General features: G+C 72.7%; 16 protein-coding genes. 11 read left to right on the forward strand and 5 right to left on the reverse strand.

The window, feature by feature from the left end:
- Window positions 1-4 precede the first annotated feature (4 nt).
- Complete coding sequence (gene ygfZ, locus ABT295_RS09695; protein ID WP_352394713.1) at window positions 5-1048, reverse strand: CAF17-like 4Fe-4S cluster assembly/insertion protein YgfZ; 1044 nt, start codon at window positions 1046-1048, stop codon at window positions 5-7.
- A 64-nt stretch (window positions 1049-1112) separates the two neighbouring features.
- A complete protein-coding gene (locus tag ABT295_RS09700) occupies window positions 1113-1610 on the reverse strand; it encodes a heme-binding beta-barrel domain-containing protein (RefSeq protein ID WP_352394144.1) in 498 nt (165 codons plus the stop codon).
- A gap of 23 nt (window positions 1611-1633) precedes the next feature.
- Here ABT295_RS09700 and ABT295_RS09705 point away from each other — a divergent pair, with 23 nt between their 5' ends.
- Window positions 1634-2005, forward strand: a complete 372-nt coding sequence (locus ABT295_RS09705) for a DsrE family protein (protein ID WP_352394145.1) — start codon at window positions 1634-1636, stop codon at window positions 2003-2005.
- 146 nt (window positions 2006-2151) lie between these two features.
- Here the strand turns inward: ABT295_RS09705 and ABT295_RS09710 are convergent, their stop codons facing one another.
- Both ABT295_RS09710 and ABT295_RS09715 read right to left on the reverse strand, forming a co-directional pair.
- Window positions 2152-2922: a hypothetical protein gene (locus tag ABT295_RS09710; RefSeq protein ID WP_352394146.1), complete on the reverse strand. Its 771-nt coding sequence runs from the start codon at window positions 2920-2922 to the stop codon at window positions 2152-2154.
- Window positions 2923-2937: 15 nt separating this feature from the next.
- Window positions 2938-3231 (reverse strand): MoaD/ThiS family protein, encoded by a 294-nt coding sequence (locus tag ABT295_RS09715; protein ID WP_352394147.1) that lies wholly within the window; start codon window positions 3229-3231, stop codon window positions 2938-2940.
- Between the two features lie 66 nt (window positions 3232-3297).
- Here ABT295_RS09715 and ABT295_RS09720 point away from each other — a divergent pair, with 66 nt between their 5' ends.
- The gene (locus ABT295_RS09720) at window positions 3298-4032 is read left to right on the forward strand and encodes a response regulator transcription factor (RefSeq protein WP_352394148.1); all 735 of its coding nucleotides are present in this window, start codon (window positions 3298-3300) and stop codon (window positions 4030-4032) included.
- Between the two features lie 126 nt (window positions 4033-4158).
- Here ABT295_RS09720 and ABT295_RS09725 read toward each other — a convergent pair whose 3' ends face one another.
- Window positions 4159-5982, reverse strand: a complete 1824-nt coding sequence (locus ABT295_RS09725) for a bifunctional metallophosphatase/5'-nucleotidase (protein ID WP_352394149.1) — start codon at window positions 5980-5982, stop codon at window positions 4159-4161.
- Window positions 5983-6141: 159 nt separating this feature from the next.
- Here ABT295_RS09725 and mshD point away from each other — a divergent pair, with 159 nt between their 5' ends.
- The 9 genes from mshD to pstB all read left to right on the forward strand — a co-directional run bounded on the left by mshD (window position 6142) and on the right by pstB (window position 16483).
- Window positions 6142-7101: a mycothiol synthase gene (gene mshD / locus ABT295_RS09730; protein ID WP_352394150.1), complete on the forward strand. Its 960-nt coding sequence runs from the start codon at window positions 6142-6144 to the stop codon at window positions 7099-7101.
- Window positions 7098-9416, forward strand: coding sequence for an RNA degradosome polyphosphate kinase (locus tag ABT295_RS09735; protein ID WP_352394151.1), 2319 nt, complete (start codon window positions 7098-7100; stop codon window positions 9414-9416). Before mshD ends, ABT295_RS09735 begins: the two co-directional genes overlap by 4 nt.
- 22 nt (window positions 9417-9438) lie before the next feature.
- A complete protein-coding gene (locus ABT295_RS09740) occupies window positions 9439-9873 on the forward strand; it encodes a VOC family protein (RefSeq protein WP_352394152.1) in 435 nt (144 codons plus the stop codon).
- A gap of 16 nt (window positions 9874-9889) precedes the next feature.
- Window positions 9890-11272, forward strand: a complete 1383-nt coding sequence (locus ABT295_RS09745; RefSeq protein WP_352394153.1) for a DUF1731 domain-containing protein — start codon at window positions 9890-9892, stop codon at window positions 11270-11272.
- A 63-nt stretch (window positions 11273-11335) separates the two neighbouring features.
- Window positions 11336-12286 carry an NUDIX domain-containing protein gene (locus tag ABT295_RS09750; protein WP_352394154.1) on the forward strand — a complete coding sequence of 317 codons (951 nt, stop codon included), beginning with the start codon at window positions 11336-11338 and terminating at the stop codon, window positions 12284-12286.
- Window positions 12287-12509: 223 nt separating this feature from the next.
- Entirely contained in the window at window positions 12510-13631 is a 1122-nt protein-coding gene (gene pstS, locus ABT295_RS09755) for a phosphate ABC transporter substrate-binding protein PstS (RefSeq protein ID WP_352394155.1), read from the forward strand.
- 82 nt (window positions 13632-13713) lie between these two features.
- On the forward strand, window positions 13714-14721 hold the full coding sequence (gene pstC, locus ABT295_RS09760) for a phosphate ABC transporter permease subunit PstC (RefSeq protein WP_352394156.1): 1008 nt from the start codon (window positions 13714-13716) through the stop codon (window positions 14719-14721).
- The gene (pstA, locus tag ABT295_RS09765) at window positions 14718-15686 is read left to right on the forward strand and encodes a phosphate ABC transporter permease PstA (RefSeq protein WP_352394157.1); all 969 of its coding nucleotides are present in this window, start codon (window positions 14718-14720) and stop codon (window positions 15684-15686) included. The genes pstC and pstA overlap by 4 nt, the downstream gene beginning before the upstream one ends.
- A gap of 20 nt (window positions 15687-15706) precedes the next feature.
- Window positions 15707-16483, forward strand: coding sequence for a phosphate ABC transporter ATP-binding protein PstB (gene pstB, locus ABT295_RS09770; RefSeq protein WP_352394158.1), 777 nt, complete (start codon window positions 15707-15709; stop codon window positions 16481-16483).
- Window positions 16484-16494 lie beyond the last annotated feature (11 nt).

Consider the following 16494-nt stretch of genomic DNA (forward strand, 5'->3'; position numbering starts at 1 on the left):
CCCGTCAGGGGGCGACGATCGTCGTCTGCGCGGCGGCGAGCCCGTCGACGAGGAGGTCGAGCGTCGGGTCGGTGTTGCGCTTGATGACGGCGAGCGCGATCGGTCCGTCGACGTGGTGGCGCCCCACCGACGTCACGCGGCCGACGACGCGGTCGCCGGCGAGCACGTCGCTGCCCTGCGGGGGCAGCACGTGGCCCGAGCCGTCGAGGTGGAGGAAGACGATGCGGCGCGGCGGGCGGCCGAGGTTGTGCACGCGCGCGACGGTCTCCTGGCCGCGGTAGCAGCCCTTGTGCAGGTGCACGGCGGTGCGCAGCCAGTCGACCTCGTGCACGATCGTGCGGTGGTCGGTCTCGAGCCCGAGCCGCGGACGCCACGCCGCGATGCGCAGCGCCTCGGCGGCCCAGAGGCCGGCCAACGGCCGATCGCCCACGGCCGCAGCGAGATCCGCGCGCGGAACGATGACCTCGCGCCACGCCCGCTCGACGCCCGGGTGGCCGTCCTCGGGGCCGTATGCCGTCGTGTCGCCGACGAGGTCGGGCCACGGGTCGCGCCACGCGAGCGGCTCGCCCTCGGCGGACTCGTTCGCGTGCGGCTCACCGAGCACCGCCCAGTCGTCGGTGACGAGCGCGACCTCGACGCGGAGCATGAAGCGCATCCGGTCGAGCCAGTCGACGAGGGCCTGACCCGCGCCGGGCTCGGTCGTGACCCACGTCGTCTCCCCGTCGTCGACGAGGTGCAGCGAGTGCTCGACGTGGCCCTTGGGGGTCAGCACGAGGGCCTCGCGCGACTGCCGGGGCTCGAGGCCGAGCAGGTGCTGGGTCGTCAACGAGTGCAGCCAGCTGAGCCGGTCGGGGCCCGTGACGGTGACGACGTCGCGGTTCGAGAGGTCCACGACCGCGAGCCCCTCCTCGAGGAGGCGCTGCTCGCGCATCGGGTCGCCGTGGTGCAGGGCGACGCCGGACTCGAGGCCCTCCCCCGCCACGGCACCCGGCCGGGACAGCAGCGGGCTCCTCGTCGTCGGGCGCACCGGCAGCTCCACGTCGCTCATGTCGGGGGGAACGCTCACGGCCGACGCCCCATTCCTCGGGCGGCCGCGCGGGCCGTGCCGGCCCTCACTCGACGCGCTTGAGCGTGGCCGACACGTGGCTCTGGAGGTCCTGCCCGACGGCCGCCATGTCCATGACCCACATCAGCTGGGACTCGACGAGGCCGTACATCCGCGTCGCCGCGTTGTACTCCTTCGCGCCGGGCGCGCGCAGCACGCCGTCGGTCTTGAGCTGGATCTTCGCCGGCTCCATGACGCCGTAGTAGAGCTCGAGGATGCCGGTCGGGTGCGCGAGCAGCAGCTCGACCTCGCCGTTCTCGAGCGGACGCCAGAAGCCGGACTCGACCGCCGCCGGCCGCACCTTGGCGCCGTTCTCGGAGTCGAGGATCCACGCGCGGCTCTCCCACTTGAGGAAGCCGCGGCCGTCGTGCGTGACCTCGATCTCCTGCCCGAAGTGCGCCGACTCGATCGTCGGGTAGCCGACGACGCCCGCGCCCTCCCAGCGTCCGATGAGCCAGGCGAGGGGTCGCAGCGGCTCCGGGATGTCCTGGTCGAGGTTGAACATGCGCCCGATCGTAGCCTGAGGGCATGGACTCCCCCGCACGCTCGCTCGTCGTCAAGGTCACCGCCGGCACCGAGGCTCCCGAGCGCCTCTCGCAGGCCTTCACCGTCGCCGCGACCGCCGTCGCCAGCGGCGTCGACGTGTCCCTGTGGCTGACGGGCGAGTCGACGTGGATGGCGGTCCCGGGGCGCGCCGAGGCCTTCGAGCTCGCGTATGCCGCTCCGCTCGGTGAGCTGCGCGACGCCGTGCTCGCGGGTGGCCGGCTCACGGTGTGCACGCAGTGCGCGGCCCGCCGGGAGCTCTCGCAGGAGCAGCTCGTCGACGGGGCCGTGATCAAGGGCGCCGCGGTCTTCGTCGAGGAGATCATGGCGCCCGGGGCCCAGGCGCTCGTCTACTGAGGCGGCATCCCACCAAATGTGGCCCCTCGACGATGGCGGACCCGCGAACACTGGCCACTCGACGGTGGCGGACCCGCGAAAGGTGGCCACTCGACGGTGGCGGACCCACGAAAGGTGGCCTCTCGACGGTGGCGCGGGGGGGTCGGTCAGGTGAGGGCGGTGGCGAGGTTGATGACCGCGCCGACGGCGAGCACCGAGGCGGCGCCGGCGGCCAGCTGACCTCGCAGGGTCGGCAGCTCGGGCTCGAGGGCGAGCACCCTCCGCAGCGCCCACGACACCACGCCGACGACGGCACCGACGACGAGCGCGACGACCGGACCCACCTCGACGAACCGCGTCGAGACGAGGGCGGCCACGACGGACGCCACGACCGCGGTGGCGACGAGGCCCACGGCGCCGACGGCGCCGGGCCGGGCCCGCAGGGCCGGGGCGGCCACGAGGAGGTCGCCGACGACGGCGGCCACCACGGCGGCGAGCGCGACGACGGCGACGGCGCGACCGCGGTCGCTCTGGGCGGCGACGACGGCGGTCGCCCCGGAGGCGGTGACCGCGAGGCCGCCGAAGGAGGACAGGAGCGTCAGCACGAGGCCCTCCCGGCCCGAGCGGCGCACGAGCTGGCCGAAGAAGGCGAGCACGAGCCCGAAGGCGACGGCCGCGGGCAGCCAGCGCAGCTCCGCGTCGCGGGCGGAGAGGACGATCGCGACCGCGGCGACGGCCAGCACCCCGGACGTGGCCGACGGGGTCGCCGAGCCGGTGATCCGCGGCCAGCCCCAGGCGACGACGAGGGCGAGCGCGAGTGTCACCGCGACGGTGCCGGCATACCCGGTCGCCTGGGCGGCGAGGAGGGCGAGGCCCGAGACGGAGGTCGCCGCGAGCAGGACCCCACGGATCCGGACGGCGGCGGCGGTGTCAGACACGCCGGTCATTGTGCATCACCCGCCGGCGAAGGGCGGCAGCACCTCGACGGTCGCGCCCGCCGCGACGGCCGAGTCACGGCCGACCTTGGCCCCGTCGAGCAGGAACGTCGCGACCCGCGCGACCCGCTCGAGCTCCGGGTGCATGGCCACGGCGGCGTCGACGACCGCGCCCACGGTCGTGCCGTGCAGCAGCTCGGTGTCGCGACCGGCCGCGGCGCGGGCGGCGGCCCAGTAGCGGACCGTCACGGCCCGGACCGCGGTCGGGTCGGCGTCGTCGGGCGCCTGCTGCGCGGGCGTCGTCGAGGTCATCTCACTCCGTCTCAGGGTTGGTGCGGTCCGGTCCGCACGTGACCAGTCTCGCCTATCCTGCATGAGATGGCCCGACTGCTGCTGCTCACCAACGCGCTCGCCCCGAGCGCCGAGGTGCTGCCTGCCCTCGGCCTGCTGAGCCACACGGTGCGCATCCTCCCTGCGGAGGCCGCCGCCCTCGTGGACTCCCCCGACTGCGACGCGGTGCTCGTCGACGCGCGCCGGGAGCTGGCGAGCGCGCGCTCCCTCTGCCGGGTGCTGCGCACGACCGGGATCGCCGCCCCGCTGCTGGCCGTCCTCACCGAGGGTGGCCTCGCCGGGCTGACCGCCGAGTGGGGCCTCGACGACGTCATCCTCGACACGGCCGGGCCCGCCGAGGTCGACGCCCGGCTGCGCCTGGCGCTCACGAAGGGCCAGGACGAGGACGCCGCGCTCGAGGTGCCGATCACCTCGGGCGACCTCGTCATCGACGAGTCGTCCTACTCCGCGCGGTTCCGGGGCAACCCGCTCGACCTCACCTACAAGGAGTTCGAGCTGATCAAGTACCTCGCGCAGCACCCCGGCCGCGTGTTCACCCGGGCCCAGCTGCTCCAGGAGGTCTGGGGCTACGACTACTACGGCGGCACGCGCACCGTCGACGTGCACGTGCGCCGGCTGCGCGCCAAGCTCGGCCCCGACCACGAGGCGCTCATCGGCACCGTGCGCAACGTCGGCTACCGCCTCGTCCCGGACCGCCCCGAGGCCGCACCCGCGACGGCACCGACGACCGCACCGACGAAGGCACAGCCCGCCGACGCCTGAGGCGACCCACCCGCACGCCCGGTTGACCCGGCATACGTGCCCGGCAGACGTGCCCGGACGCACGAACGGCCCGGCTCCCCGAGGGAGCCGGGCCGTCCATGTCGGCGGCGCGGGTGCGCCGTCAGGTCACGGCGTCCTGGTGATGCGCGTCAGCGGGCCCGGGGTGTAGCCACCCTGGCCCTCGAGGCCGGTCAGGTAGTTCGCGAAGGCGTCGATGTCGAGGCCGCCGAAGTACTTGCCCGCGCCGTCACGGAAGGCGGGGAAGTTGTCGCCGCCGTCGGAGAGGAAGTTGTTCGTCACGATGCGGTACGACGCGGCCTTGTCGATGGGCGTGCCGTTCAGGGCGACGGTGCCGTCGACGACGCTCGAGCCGTTGTGCGTGTAGCTGAAGCCCTTGCTCACCTGCAGCACCTTGGCCGCGGTGCCGGCGTTGGCCCCGGCCCACTGCTGGTTCAGCACGTCGTAGACCTGCTGGCCCGTCAGGGTCATCGAGACGAGGTAGTTGTTGAACGGCTGGACCGTGAACGCCTCCTCGAAGGTGACCTTGCCGGCCGGCTCGCCGTAGGGGCTGTTGGCGTAGGTGAGGTCGGCGCGGATGCCGCCCGGGTTCATGAAGCCGATGACCGGCGTCTGCCCACCGGTCACGACGGACGGGTCGGCGAGCTGGGCGTCGGCGATGAGGTCACCGAGCTGCGACTCCCCGGCCACGTTCTGCGTCTTCGTGACGTCCGCGGAGATCGTGCCGACGATCTTGCTCGCGATGGTCTTGACGAGCTCCTTGTACTTCGCGATGAGGGTCGTCTGGGCCGGGTCGGCCGCGACGGTGCGCGTCACGAGGTTGTTGCGCGAGTCGGCCTCCGTCGGGCGCACGAGGTCCTGCGTCCAGCGGTCGTAGCGCACCTCGGTGTCGTTGTAGAGGCGCCCGAACGACGACGCCGACGTCACGAGCCGCGGCTTGCCATTCGAGTCGGGGATGGCGCAGACGTAGGGCTGGTGCGTGTGACCCGAGATGACCATGTCGATCTCCGGGCGGAGGTTCTTGACGATCGGGATGATCGGCGAGTCGGCCGACAGCGTGCCGCCGCCCTTGCACGTGTAGTCGTAGGGGGTGCTGGCCGGCGGGGTGCCGCCCTGGTGCACGAGCACGACGATCGCGTTGACGCCCTGGCGCTTGAGCTTGGGCACGAGGGCGTTGGCGGTGGCCACCTCGTCCTTGAACTCGAGGCCGGCGATGCCCGATGCGGTGACGATCGAGGGCGTGTCCTTGAGGGTCATGCCGATGAAGCCGACGCGCGCGCCGTTCGGGAAGCGCTTGATCGCGTAGGACGGCAGGATCGTGCGGCCGGTGCGCTTCTCGACGACGTTCGCGGCGAGGTACTGGAAGTCCGCACCCTTGAACCGGCCTGCGGGGCAGGAGTTCTGGTTGTTCGCGCCGTCGCCGTCATCGATGCAGCCGCCGCGCTGGAGGCGCTGGAGCTCCTTGTAGCCCTCGTCGAACTCGTGGTTGCCCACGGCCGTGATGTCGAGGCCGAGCTTGTTGAGCGACTCGACGGTCGGCTCGTCGTGGAAGGCGGCCGACAGCAGCGGCGAGGCGCCGACCATGTCGCCGGCGGCGACCGTCACCGTGTTCTTGTGACCGACGCGGGCCTGCTTGAGGTGCGTCGCGAGGTACTCGACACCGCCGACGTTCGTCGTGTCGGTCGACGCCGGACCCGTCTGGAGCCGGCCGCTCGAGCCGCTGGGGGCCTCGAGGTTGCCGTGGAAGTCGTTGAACGACAGGATCTGCAGGTCCGCGTAGCGGCTCGGCACGGGCCACGGCCAGTGGTGGCCGCCGTGGCCGCCCCCTCCGTGCATCGGCGTCGCGGGCGCGGCGAGCGCCGGGGCCGCCACGGCCGCCGCGCAGACGGCGGCGAACGCGACTCCCGTGATGCGGCGAGTCTTTCGGGTCATGTGCTTCCTCTTTCACTCCGGTGCGTGCCTCCGCGGCACGAGAGGGAGGCTAGCGGCGCGAGGGGCCGGGTGGGGCGCTGGACGGTGTCCGCTCGGTGAACGGCACCCGCCCACCGGCAGGGCCGCCGCGCCGAGCAGTGCCTGTGGTGGAATCGCCGTATGCCGCGCCCGACGGTCGCCCAGCGCGACGAGACCCAGCCGCTCACCGACCGCGAGGCCGACGCCGTGCTCGCCCTGGCCGCCGAGGCCGCGTCGGCCGACGGGTCCGAGCCGCTCTCGGAGCAGTTCCGCCTCTCCGTGCGGGCCCGGGAGCACGACGGCGTCGACCACCTGCTCGCGCTCGGCGCCGACGGGCAGCTGCTCGGCTACGCGCAGTGCCGCCGCGGCGACCCGCACCCGTCGGCGGAGCTCGTCGTCGCCCCCGGGGCCCGCCGGGGCGGCGTGGGCGCGGCGCTGCTGGAGCGGCTGCCGGCCGACGCGCGCGTGTGGAGCCACGCCACGGGCGCCGGCGCCGAGGCAGCCGCCGCCTTCGCCGCCGCCGGCGGCCTCCAGCCGGTGCGCTCGCTCCACGTCATGGGCCGCTCGCTCCGTGCGGGCACGCCCTGGCCCGCCGCCACGGTGCCGAGCGGGTATGCCGTGCGCTCCTTCGAGCCCGGGCGCGACGAGGAGGCGTGGCTGGCCCTCAACGCCGCCGCCTTCGCGCACCACCCCGAGCAGGGCTCGGTGCGCCGGGCGGACCTCGACCAGCGGATGGAACAGGCGTGGTGGGACCCGGCGGGGCTGATCCTCGTCGTGCCCGACGACGACCCCGACGTGCTCGCGGCCTCGCACTGGACCAAGGTCGACCCGCCGGACGGCACCGTCGGCGAGGTCTACGTCGTGGCGGTCTCCCCGGACCGGCAGGGGCAGGGCCTCGGCCGGCTCGTCACCGTGCTGGGCCTGGACCACCTGCGCTCACGCGGCCTCGAGCGCGTCGTGCTCTACGTCGACGAGGACAACGTCGCCGCCGTGCGCACGTACCGCGGGCTCGGCTTCGAGGACGTCGAGCTGCACCGGCAGTTCGCGCGCCCGGACGACTTCACCTCCTCGTCACCCAACGGTGCCACGATGGGGTCATGAGCACCGGCAGCCTCACCTCCACCGACCTCGAGATCCAGGCGAACGGCTCGGCGACGCCCGAGGCGCCCGACGCCCCCGAGGCCCCCGAGGCCCCCGAGGCCGCCGAGGTCAGCTCGTTCACGAGCACGGTGCCCACCCGGCGCGTGCCCGCGCGGGCCCCGAACGGCCGCTTCGTCGGCCAGGGCGGCCCGGCCGACGGCGACGACGACCTGCCGGCCGACCGCTACCTCGAGCGCGAGCTGTCGTGGCTGCAGTTCAACGAGCGGGTGCTCCAGCTGGCGATGGACCCGGCCGTGCCGCTGCTCGAGCGCACCCGGTTCCTCGCGATCTTCGCGAACAACCTCGACGAGTACTTCATGGTGCGCGTGGCGGGGCTCAAGCGCCGCATCGCGACCGGCCTCGCCGTGCGCACCGCGGCCGGTCTCGAGCCGCGCGAGCTGCTCGAGCGGGTGGCGCGCCTCGCGCACGAGCTGATGCAGCAGCACGCCTCCGTGTTCCAGCACGACGTGCGGCCGTCGCTCGGCGACGAGGGCATCACCATCGTGCGCTGGGACGACCTCGACGAGGACGACCGCGAGCCCCTCCACTTCTTCTTCGCGGAGCGGGTCTTCCCGGTGCTCACGCCCCTGGCCGTCGACCCGGCCCACCCGTTCCCCTACATCTCGGGGCTCTCGCTCAACCTCGCCGTGCTGCTGCAGAACCCGAAGACCGGCTCGGAGCACTTCGCGCGCGTCAAGGTGCCGCCGAGCCTGCCCCGCTTCATCCTCGTCGAGGAGGACGTCGACGCCGAGGTCGAGCGCAAGCGCTTCGTGCCGCTCGAGGACGTCATCGCGAGCCACCTCGACCAGCTCTTCCCCGGCATGCTCGTGCAGGAGCACTTCTCCTTCCGGGTCACCCGCAACGAGGACCTCGAGGTCGAGGAGGACGACGCCGAGAACCTGCTGACGGCGCTCGAGAAGGAGCTGACGCGCCGCCGCTTCGGGCCGCCGATCCGCCTCGAGGTCGAGGACGACATCGACCCCAAGGTGCTCGACATGCTCGCCCGCGAGCTGCAGATCAGCGACCGCGAGATCTACCGGCTCCCGACGCCCCTCGACCTGCGCGGCCTGTTCACCATCGCCGACGTCGACCGCAGCGACCTCGAGTTCCCCAAGTTCTTCCCCCGCACCCACCCCGACTTCGCGCCCACCGAGAGCGCCAAGGCGATCGACCTGCTCGCTGCGGTGCGGCAGAAGGACGTCCTCGTCCAGCACCCCTACAACTCGTTCTCGACGTCGGTGCAGGCCTTCATCGAGCAGGCCGCGAACGACCCGAAGGTCCTCGCGATCAAGCAGACCCTCTACCGCACCTCCGGCGACTCCCCGATCATCGACGCCCTCATCGACGCCGCCGAGGCCGGCAAGCAGGTGCTCGCCGTCGTCGAGATCAAGGCCCGCTTCGACGAGGTCAACAACATCTCCTGGGCGCGCAAGCTCGAGGAGGCGGGCGTGCACGTCGTCTACGGCGTCGTCGGCCTCAAGACGCACGCCAAGCTGTGCCTCGTCGTGCGCCAGGAGTCCGAGGGGCTCGTGCGCTACTGCCACATCGGCACCGGCAACTACAACCCGAAGACCGCCCGCGTCTACGAGGACTTCGGCCTCTTCACCACCGACCCGCAGGTCGGCGAGGACCTCTCACGCCTCTTCAACCTGCTCTCGGGCTTCGCCCCGCGGAGCAAGTTCAAGCGGCTGCTCGTCGCGCCGCGGTCGGTGCGCTCCGGTCTCATCGACCTCGTCGACGACGAGATCGAGATCCACGAGGCCCGGCGCAAGGACGCCCCTCCCGGGCGCATCGTCATCAAGGCCAACTCGATCGTCGACGAGGCGCTCGTCGACGCGCTCTACCGCGCGAGCATCGCCGGCGTGCACGTCGACATCTGGGTGCGCGGCATCTGCGCGCTGCGCCCCGGCGTCGAGGGCCTCTCGGAGAACATCCGGGTGCGCTCGATCCTCGGGCGCTTCCTCGAGCACTCGCGTGTCTTCTGGTTCGACCACGGCGGCGACCCGCAGGTCTACATCGGCAGCGCGGACATGATGCACCGCAACCTCGACCGCCGCGTCGAGGCGCTCGTGCGGATCTCCGAGCCCGCCCACGTCGTCGAGCTCGCCGACCTCATCGACCTCGCCTTCGCCGAGACGACGTCGCGCTGGGACCTCGGCTCCGACGGCCGGTGGACCCGGCACCACCAGTCGGAGTCCGGCGAGCCCCTCGACGACCTGCAGGAGAAGCTCATCGAGCGCCACGACAAGCGTCGCCGCAAGGCCCGCCGCCGCTGATCGCACCCCTAGGGTGGGCGGCATGGCGAGCGTGAGGCAGGTCCAGGTCACCTTCGACTGCGCCGACCCCGAGCGGGTCGCCCGGTTCTGGTGCGAGGTCCTCGGCTACGTCGTGCCGCCTCCCCCGCCGGGCTTCGAGGACTGGGGCGCCTTCGACCGCTCGCTCCCGGCCGAGCGCCAGGGGTCGGCGTTCGCGTGCGTCGACCCGACGGGTGCCGGGCCGCGGCTGTTCTTCCAGCGGGTGCCGGAGGGCAAGGTCGTCAAGAACCGCGTGCACCTCGACGTCCGGGTCGGCACGGGCCTGCGCGGCGACGAGCGCCTCGCAGCCCTCGAGTCGGAGGGCGACCGGCTCGAGCGGCTCGGGGCGCGCCGCGTGCAGCTGCTGCGCGCCGACGGCTTCGACGAGTCGTGCCTCGTCATGCAGGACGTCGAGGGCAACGAGTTCTGCCTCGACTGAGCCCTACGGTGTGGGCATGACCTGGAAGCGCACCCACACCCAGCACCTCGCCGCCGACCCCGACGCCGTCTGGTCGGTCGTCGGCGACCCCCGCCGGTGGCCCGAGTGGTGCGCGGCGATCCACGCGGTGACCGTCGACGGCCCGCCCCGTACCGGTGCCACCGGTGCCTACCTGCCGTCCGTGCGCTGGGTCCGCGAGCTGCACCGCCGCACCGCCCCGCCGCTGCGGGTCGTCACCGTCGACGCGCCCCGCACCCTCGTCGTCGAGCAGCCCAACCCCGGCGGGGTCATGCGGGTCGAGTGGACCGTCGAGCCCGACGGCACCGGCACGCTGCTGCGGCAGCGTGTGACGGTGACCGGCCCCCTGACGACGCCCGTCGTGCTCGGCGTCGCGCGCTCGCTGGCCGACGGCTGGCCCGAGCACGTCACCCGGCTGGCCGCCCTCGTCGTCACCCCCTCCCGCGACCTGCTCAAGGTCGTCGTGGCCGGCGGATCGGGCACGCTGGGGCGCAGCCTCGCCGCCGACCTCACCGCGCGGGGCCACGAGGTCGTGCTCCTCACCCGGCGGCGCGACCCACGCCTGCCTCACCGGCAGACCGAGTGGGACGGCATCCGGCAGGGGGCCTGGACCCGTGAGCTCGCGGAGCCCGCCCGCACCGCCGTCGTCAACCTCGCGGGCCGCCTCGTCGACGCCCGGCCGACGGCGCGGACCGTCGACGAGCTGCGCACGTCGCGGGTGCACCCGACGCGCGCCCTCGTCGAGGCGAGCCGCACGCTGCCCCACCCGCTCGCCGCGTGGGTGCAGGGCTCGACGACGGCCATCTGGTCGGACGCCGGCGAGACCCGCGTCACCGAGGGCACCCCGCTGCCCACCGGCGCGGACGCCCTGCCCCAGATGACGGGGGTCGCGCAGCCGTGGGAGGAGGCCGCCACGGGCGCGGCCACCGACCACCTCGTCGTGCTGCGCACCTCGATCGTCCTGCAGGCCGGGTCCCCGGCCTTCGACCGTCTCACCGGCCTCACCCGCGTGGGGCTCGGCGGACGGGTCGGCACGGGCCGCCAGTGGTTCAGCTGGATCCACGTCGACGACTGGCTGGCCGTCGTCCGGGGCGGCCTGGGGCTGCCGTCGGGCCCTGCCCTGCCCGACGGCGTCGTCGTGGGCGCGGCGCCGGCCCCGGTGCGCAACGCCGACCTCATGGCCGCCCTGCGCCGGCACCTGCACCGTCCGCCGTCGCCGCCCACCCCGACGGTCGCGGTGCGGGTCGGCAGCATCGCGCTGCGCACCGACCCGGCGCTCGGGCTGACCGGGCGGCACTGCACGTCCGACGTCCTGCGTGACGCCGGCTTCACCTTCGCCCACCCCACGCTCGACGGTGCGATCGCCGACCTGCTCGGCTGACGGCATACCGCCCCTCGGGACGTGGGGGCGACCGCACGGCGCCGATCGGGCAGACTGGCGCGCGTGGCCTCCGTGATCCCCGCCGCCGGCACCCTGCCGTGGCGTCGCCGCGACGGACGGCTCGAGGTCGCCCTCGTGCACCGACCCAAGTACGACGACTGGTCGTGGGCCAAGGGCAAGCTCGACCGCGGCGAGCACCCCTGCGTGGCCGCGGCCCGCGAGACCCTCGAGGAGACGGGCCTGGTCGTGCGACTCGGCGTGCCCCTGCCGTCGGCGGAGTACCCCGTGCTCGACTCGACGGGCGGGCCCGCGACGAAGCAGGTGCACTACTGGGCCGCGCGCGTCACCGGCGGCACCGGCGAGCTGGAGCACGAGATCGACGAGGTGGCGTGGGTCGACGTGCGCACCGCGCACGACCGCCTCGACTACGCCCGCGACCGGGAGCAGCTGCTCGCGCTCGTGCGCGCCGAGCGCGCCGGGGAGCTGCGCACCTGGCCGCTCGCCCTCGTGCGCCACGCCAAGGCGACGCCCCGCGGCAAGTGGGCGGCCGACGACCGGCTCCGCCCGCTCGACGCGGTGGGCCACGCCCAGTCCCGCACCGTCTCGGCCGCCCTCGGCGCCTACGGCGTGACCCGGGTCGTCTCGTCGTCGTCGGTCCGCTGCGTCGCCACCGTCGAGCCGTATGCCGTGTCGCGCGGGCTGCGCGTGCGCACCCGCGACGCACTCTCGGAGGAGGGCTTCGCCGCGGCCCCCGCGGGCGCGGTGACCCAGCTCGAGCGCCTGCTCGACAAGGGTGACCCCGCCGCCCTCTGCAGCCACGGCCCGGTGCTGCCGACCCTGCTCGGGATGCTCGCCGACCGGGTGGGGCCCACCCCCGAGCGCGGCCGCGCGGCGCTCGACCGGCTGGAGGCGGCGGCCTCCTCGGCGATGGGCAAGGGCGAGGTGCTCGTGTGCCACCTCGTCGGCCGCGGGCCGGACGCCCGGGTCGTCGACGTCGAGCGCATCGACACCTGATCCCAACCCTCCATCGTGGGCCGCGGCGACCCCACCCGCATCCCGAGGGCGGGGCCCGTCCCAAGTCGTCGCCCGGCGTTCACCGGGTGTTCACCGCAGATGGACGAACGGTCACCCGGCGCCCCTATGTTCGCCGTGGACGAGACGTCCGGCAGCGCTGCCCGAGGTCCGTCCCCACCATCCGGAACACCTCAGGAACACCCCATCGAGAGGGATCACACTCGTGTCTGTTTCGCGTTTCAGCGCCATCGGCGCCGTCGCCCTGTCCGGCGCCCTGGCGCTGTCGGCCTGCGCGTCCGAGAACAACGGTGCCGCACCCGGCGCCGGTTCCACCGCCGCCGGTGGGACGGCCAGTGGCGACTGCTTCAGCGGTGACCTCAAGGCGGAGGGCTCCTCGGCCCAGAAGAACGCTATCGACGAGGCGATCAAGGCGTACCAGACGGCCTGCGCCGACGCCAACATCGACTATCAGCCCACCGGCTCGGGCGCCGGCATCAAGCAGTTCATCGCCAAGCAGGTCGACTTCGCCGGCTCGGACTCCGCGCTCAAGACCGAGCCCAAGGACGGCAAGGTCGAGGCCGACGACGCCAAGGCCTCGTGCGGCTCGGACGCCTGGAACCTCCCCATGGTCACCGGCCCGATCGCCATCGCCTACAACGTGCAGGGCGTCGACACGCTCGTGCTGGACGCCGAGGTGGCCGCGAAGATCTTCGACGGCAAGATCACGACGTGGAACGACCCGGCCATCGCCGCCCTCAACAAGGGCGTCACCCTGCCGGCCACGCCGATCAAGGTCTTCTTCCGCTCCGACGAGTCGGGCACCACCGAGAACTTCACGAAGTACCTCAAGGCCGCCGCCCCCGACGCCTGGTCCTACGAGACCGGCAAGAAGTGGACCGGCAAGGGCGAGGGCAAGGAGAAGTCGGCCGGTGTCGCCACCGCGACGAAGGGCCAGGACGGCGGCATCACCTACGTCGAGCTCTCCTACGCCCAGCAGAACTCGCTGAAGATGGCCCAGATCGACACCGGGGCGGGCCCGGTCGAGCTGACCGCCGAGTCGGCCGGCAAGACGATCGCCACCGCGAAGCAGACCGGCACGGGCAACGACCTCGCCCTCAAGATCGACTACGCCACCAAGGAGGCCGGGGCCTACCCGATCGTCCTCGTGACCTACGAGATCGTCTGCTCGAAGTACGCCGACGCCGAGACGGGCAAGAAGGTCAAGAGCTTCCTCAAGACCTTCGCCTCCGACGACGTGCAGAAGGGCCTCGAGGCCAAGGGCTACGCGCCGCTGCCCGCCGAGGTCGCCACCAAGGTGCAGACCGCGGTCGACGCGATCTCCTGACCCACCGCCCACCCAGGGGCGGGCGCCGCACCCGGCGTCCGCCCCTGCGGGTTCACCGCAACCGAAGGAAGGGGGCCAGCACGTGTCCACCGTCACGGGCGTGTCCGCCGCGGACCAGTCTCCCGGGCCCGAGGGCCGACCGCCGCTGCACGCGGACCAGGCGTCGACCGGTCGCCTCGGTGACCGGGTCTTCGGTGGCGCCGCCACCGCGTCCGGTCTCGTCGTCATCGCCGTCGTCACCCTCATCGCGGTCTTCCTCGTCGTGCAGGCCGTGCCGGCCCTGCGCAACAACTCGGAGAACTTCTTCACGAGCCGGGTGTGGGCGCCGGGTGGCGAGCAGCCGGGCTTCGGCATCCTCGAGTTCCTCTGGACGACCGTCGCCGCCTCGACGATCGCGATGCTCATCGCCGTCCCGGTCGGGGTCGCGGTCGCGCTCTTCCTGACGCAGTACGCGCCGGGCTGGCTGCGCCGCCCCGCCGCCACCCTCGTCGACCTCCTCGCCGCGGTGCCCTCGATCGTTTACGGGCTCTGGGGCCTCATCACCTTCTTCCCCGTGTGGAAGCCGGTGCAGACGTGGATCGAGGAGACGCTCGGCTGGGTCCCGGTCTTCGCCCCCGCCGGGATCTCCGGCGGCACGATCTTCTTCATCGGCATCGTCCTTTCGATCATGGTGCTGCCCATCGTCACCGCGCTGTCGCGCGAGGTCTTCGCGCAGACGCCGGTCGCGCACCAGGAGGGCGCGCTCGCCCTCGGCGCCACCCAGTGGGAGATGATCCGCACCGCGGTGCTGCCGTTCGGCCGGCCGGGCGTCATCTCGGCCGCCATGCTGGCGCTCGGCCGCGCCCTCGGCGAGACGATCGCCGTCACCTTCCTCGTCTCGGCGCTGCCCGACGGGGCGAAGTGGACGTTCTCGCTCTTCAACGGCGGCGAGACGTTCGCCTCGAAGATCGCGAACAACGCGGCCGAGTTCAGCAACCCCGGCAAGACGGGCGCCTACATCGCCGCCGGCCTCGTCCTCTTCGTGCTGACGTTCATCGTCAACAGCATCGCCCGCGTCGTCATCGAGCGCAGGAAGGCCTTCACCGAATGAGCACCGCGACCGACCGCCGCGCGGCCGGCGACGCCCCCGGCGCCGTCGACGACGCCGCGACCCCGCCGGGCGACCGCCCGGGCCGCGACGCCCTGGCCGAGATGCGCAGCCCGCACCGGGCCCGCGCCGCCAAGGACGTGCTGGCCCGCGTCGTCATGTGGTCCGCCTTCGCGCTCGCCATGGTGCCCCTCGTCTGGATCCTCGGCACCGTCGTGGCCAAGGGCGCCCACATGCTCACCACCTCGACCTGGTGGACGGGCAACCAGCGCAACGTCAACTCCGACGACTTCGGCGGTGGCGCGCGGCACGCCATCGAGGGCACCCTGACGATGGTCGGCTTCACGGCCCTCATCGCCGTGCCGATCGGCATCCTCACGGCCGTCTACCTCGTGGAGTACGGCCGGGGCCGGCTCGCGAAGGCGATCAGCTTCACCGTCGACATCCTCTCGGGCGTGCCGTCCATCGTCGCGGCGCTGTTCATCTACGCGGTGTGGGTGACGACCTTCGGCATCGGGCGCTCCGGCTTCGCCGCCTCGCTCGCCCTCGTGCTGCTCATGATCCCGGTCGTCGTGCGCTCCACGGAGGAGATGCTGAAGCTCGTGCCCAACGAGCTGCGGGAGGCGGCATACGCCCTCGGTGTGCCCAAGTGGGTCACGGTCGTCAAGGTCGTGCTGCGCACGGCCTTCTCGGGCATCGTCACCGGTGTGCTGCTCGGCATCGCCCGGGTCATGGGCGAGACGGCGCCGCTGCTGATCCTCGCGCCGTACACGAAGAACTTCCAGCGCGACCTGTTCAACGGCAACTTCCCGACGCTGCCGATGATGATCAACCAGGACCGCGGCGACTTCGCCCTGTCGACCGCCGCGGAGCGCATGTGGGGCGCCGCCCTCACCCTGATCCTCCTCGTCCTGCTGCTCAACCTCATCGGCCGGGTCATCGCGCACTACGGCTCGGTCAAGAAGTAAGAGAAAGCGAATCCTCGAACATGGCAAAGCGAATCGACGTCACCGACCTCAACGTCTACTACGGCGCCTTCAAGGCCGTCGAGGGCGTCTCGATGACGGTCGAGCCCCGGTCCGTCACGGCCTTCATCGGGCCGTCGGGCTGCGGCAAGTCGACCTTCCTGCGCACGCTCAACCGCATGCACGAGGTGATCCCCGGCGGCCGCGTCGAGGGCAAGGTCATGCTCGACGACCAGGACCTCTACGCCAGCTCGATGGACCCCGTCACCGTGCGTCGCACGGTCGGCATGGTGTTCCAGCGCCCGAACCCGTTCCCGACGATGTCGATCTACGACAACGTCGCGGCCGGCCTGCGGCTCAACGGCGTCAAGAACAAGAAGACGCTCGACGGCATCGTCGAGTCCTCGCTCAAGGGCGCCAACCTGTGGAACGAGGTCAAGGACCGCCTCGCCAAGCCCGGCGCCGGCCTCTCCGGCGGCCAGCAGCAGCGCCTCTGCATCGCCCGCGCCATCGCCGTGCAGCCCCAGGTGCTCCTCATGGACGAGCCGTGCTCGGCGCTCGACCCGATCTCGACGCTCGCCATCGAGGACCTCATCAACGAGCTGAAGAACGACTTCACCATCGTCATCGTCACGCACAACATGCAGCAGGCGGCTCGCGTCTCCGACCGGACGGCCTTCTTCAACCTCAAGGCGACGGGCGAGCCCGGCCGGCTCATCGAGATCGACGACACGGCGCGCATCTTCAACAACCCGACCCAGCAGGCCACCGAGGACTACATCTCCGGTCGCTTCGGCTGATCCACCGCTCC

This window comes from Terrabacter sp. NPDC000476, from assembly GCF_040300125.1.
Lineage (GTDB): Bacteria > Actinomycetota > Actinomycetes > Actinomycetales > Dermatophilaceae > Terrabacter.